General features: G+C 66.3%; 5 protein-coding genes. All 5 read right to left on the bottom strand.

Features of this window, described 5'->3' with window-relative positions; translation table 11 throughout:
- The coding region (locus IYX23_RS09255) for a hypothetical protein (protein WP_196398844.1) at positions 1 to 242 on the bottom strand (242 nt) is incomplete at its 3' end.
- Complete coding sequence (locus IYX23_RS09250; protein WP_196393182.1) at positions 239 to 526, bottom strand: hypothetical protein; 288 nt, start codon at positions 524 to 526, stop codon at positions 239 to 241. The genes IYX23_RS09250 and IYX23_RS09255, both read right to left, overlap by 4 nt.
- A 67-nt stretch (positions 527 to 593) precedes the next feature.
- Entirely contained in the window at positions 594 to 911 is a 318-nt protein-coding gene (locus IYX23_RS09245) for a hypothetical protein (protein ID WP_196393181.1), read from the bottom strand.
- 166 nt (positions 912 to 1,077) lie between these two features.
- Positions 1,078 to 1,713, bottom strand: coding sequence for a hypothetical protein (locus tag IYX23_RS09240; protein ID WP_196393180.1), 636 nt, complete (start codon positions 1,711 to 1,713; stop codon positions 1,078 to 1,080).
- Positions 1,714 to 1,784: 71 nt separating this feature from the next.
- A partial coding sequence (locus IYX23_RS19945) for a hypothetical protein (protein ID WP_210332547.1) occupies positions 1,785 to 2,094 on the bottom strand: 310 nt, incomplete at its 5' end.

Genomic DNA, 2,094 nt, shown 5'->3' with positions numbered 1-2,094 from the left:
GCGATGTTCTTCGCGCTGGCGTTGACGCGCGATGACGCATAGGCGAGCGCTTCAAAGCTTCGAGCAACACGCTGCGCGATGCCGACAAGCGCGACTTCGGCGGCCGCGACGGCGGTCGCCATGACCGTGACGCCCTTCGTGACCGACGCAATCGCATCGGTGACGCGGCGTTGCTGTGTCGCGTCGCTTTTCCAGCCAAGCTCGACGACGAATTCCTTCAAAACATTTGCGTCGTCGCTCATTGGTTCAGACCCTCCAGGCCCACAGCCAATATTGCCTCTTTGACCTTCTTAAGGCTTTTGGCGGAAAGCCCCATCGCACGCCCGGCGGCGTCGACCTCCGCCAAGGACTTCTCGAGCCCTTGGAAAGCGGACTCGATCGACGGCGGCGGCGCTTGGGGCGTGAGATCAAGGGTCCGAGTGTCGCCGCCGAAGTTCACGACAACGGAATTCGAAGCGCGGTCGCGTCGCAGCGACAGGCGTTCGCGTCGTTTCGCTCTTGTCAGTCGTCTCGCCAAACTGCTCATCGGTCACACTCCCCTCGGAATTGGTCGCATTTCAGAGATCGCCGCCGCTTGCTGGGCGGCGAGCCTTTCACCATTGCTGACCGATGCGGCGCGATGCGGGATAGCGTTGCTCGAAAGGATCGGGCTTTCGTCCCCATGCGCTGTCTTGCGCCTGGCGGCCATCGTCGCCCTTGTCGGCGGCCGAGATCAGCTCCTCGCCCAAGCGGCGCACCTGTGCTGCGTCGAGATTTTCGGTTGCCCAGCGGACGACTTCCGCGATTCCATCTTCGCTGTCGGCGCTCAGATTGCGGCCGACCGCCTCTCGCGCAACGCTCCCAGCGCCGCCCCCCAGCGCCGTGGCAAGCCCGCCGATGAAATTGTCTGAACTAATTTTTCGTTTGGTCATGTGAGGTTCTCCATCTGGAATGATCGACGCCCCGGCCGGTGGACATGGCCGGGGCGCCGAAGGGTGGTCACGGGCATGAGGATCCAGAACCGTGACCGGCGGGAGTTACAGGCCACACCCCGCTGGGCCATCGCCGCCGGAGAAAGCCGCGCCGGCGGTAATCTGATCAGCCCGGAAGCCGGGCGTCCGGATCGCGCTCCAGTTCCTTCAACGTGTCCGCCCAAGCGGTCGTCGTCGGGTGGCGGGACCAATGATCGGCCGTCGCGCGCGCGGGGAGCGAATGACCATCGAGCAACTTCCCCACTTCGGCGAGCAAGGCGACGGGAACGGCGCCGTGCCGCAGAAGAAAGGCCAAGCCGAGCCGGCGCTCGACGACTTGGCGCTCGAGGTCCAAGAGGCCGTGCAGCAGCCGCTCGGTCGCTCCGGATGACTGCAAAACGGCGGCGGCCATGCGCTTGACGTGCGCTTCCGCGGTGCCGATCGCTTCCTTGCGCCGAGTAGCCTCTTGCTCGGCAGCATCCCGCGCTCGCCGGATCGATTCGAGCGACGCTTCGAGGCCCTCGATTTCGGCCTCCGCTTTCGCGCGCGGTGACCGCTCAACCTCCAACACGTCGCCCGCCCTCGTGAGGGCGGCCAGGACCGCGCCTGCCGGCGGCGTTGCGGGCAGCTGGGGCAGTTCCGCCCTTAGGCGCTCAAGGCGGTCGCCGATATGAATCGCTCGGTCCCAGCCGGCCTCAGCTGCCCGCTTTGCCTCGGCGAGCCGCTCACGCGCCACGTCGACGGCAACAATCGCATCGGCCAACTGCTCCCTCGCGGCGGCGCGTTCGCCAAGGGCGTCGGGTTTCGTTTCAGCGTCCAGCATCATGACCTCCCTTACGCTGCGCCGATTTTCTTCGCTGCGGGAAAGCGCGCGAAAAACGAGCTCTCCCCAGAGGCGTCGGCGGCGAACCGAGGACGGCGATCGGCGGCGGGCTGCCGCGGCGTCTCGGGCTCCTGGGATCCATGGACATACTGCTCCAGCGCTGCTTGGACCTCAGCAAAAAGGTCGGAAGGCAAGGCGCCGCTGAGAAAATCCAAAATCGCCTGCAAACCATCCTGGCGCGAAGGCGAGTCGACAGCGGGCTTGCGAGGCGCGCTGGCGGGCGCGGTGGGCTTGCGAGGCGCGCTGGCGGGCGCGGTGGGC

This window comes from Methylocystis sp. L43, assembly GCF_015709525.1.
GTDB lineage: Bacteria > Pseudomonadota > Alphaproteobacteria > Rhizobiales > Beijerinckiaceae > Methylocystis.
Note: the sequence above shows the minus strand (reverse complement) of the source record. Positions and strands in the feature narration are given on the sequence as shown.

Excerpts from the sequence above, each read along its gene's own strand:
- IYX23_RS09250 (WP_196393182.1), bottom strand. The coding sequence starts at position 526 with ATGAGCAGTTTGGCGAGACGACTGACAAGAGCGAAACGACGCGAACGC.
- IYX23_RS09245 (WP_196393181.1), bottom strand. The coding sequence starts at position 911 with ATGACCAAACGAAAAATTAGTTCAGACAATTTCATCGGCGGGCTTGCC.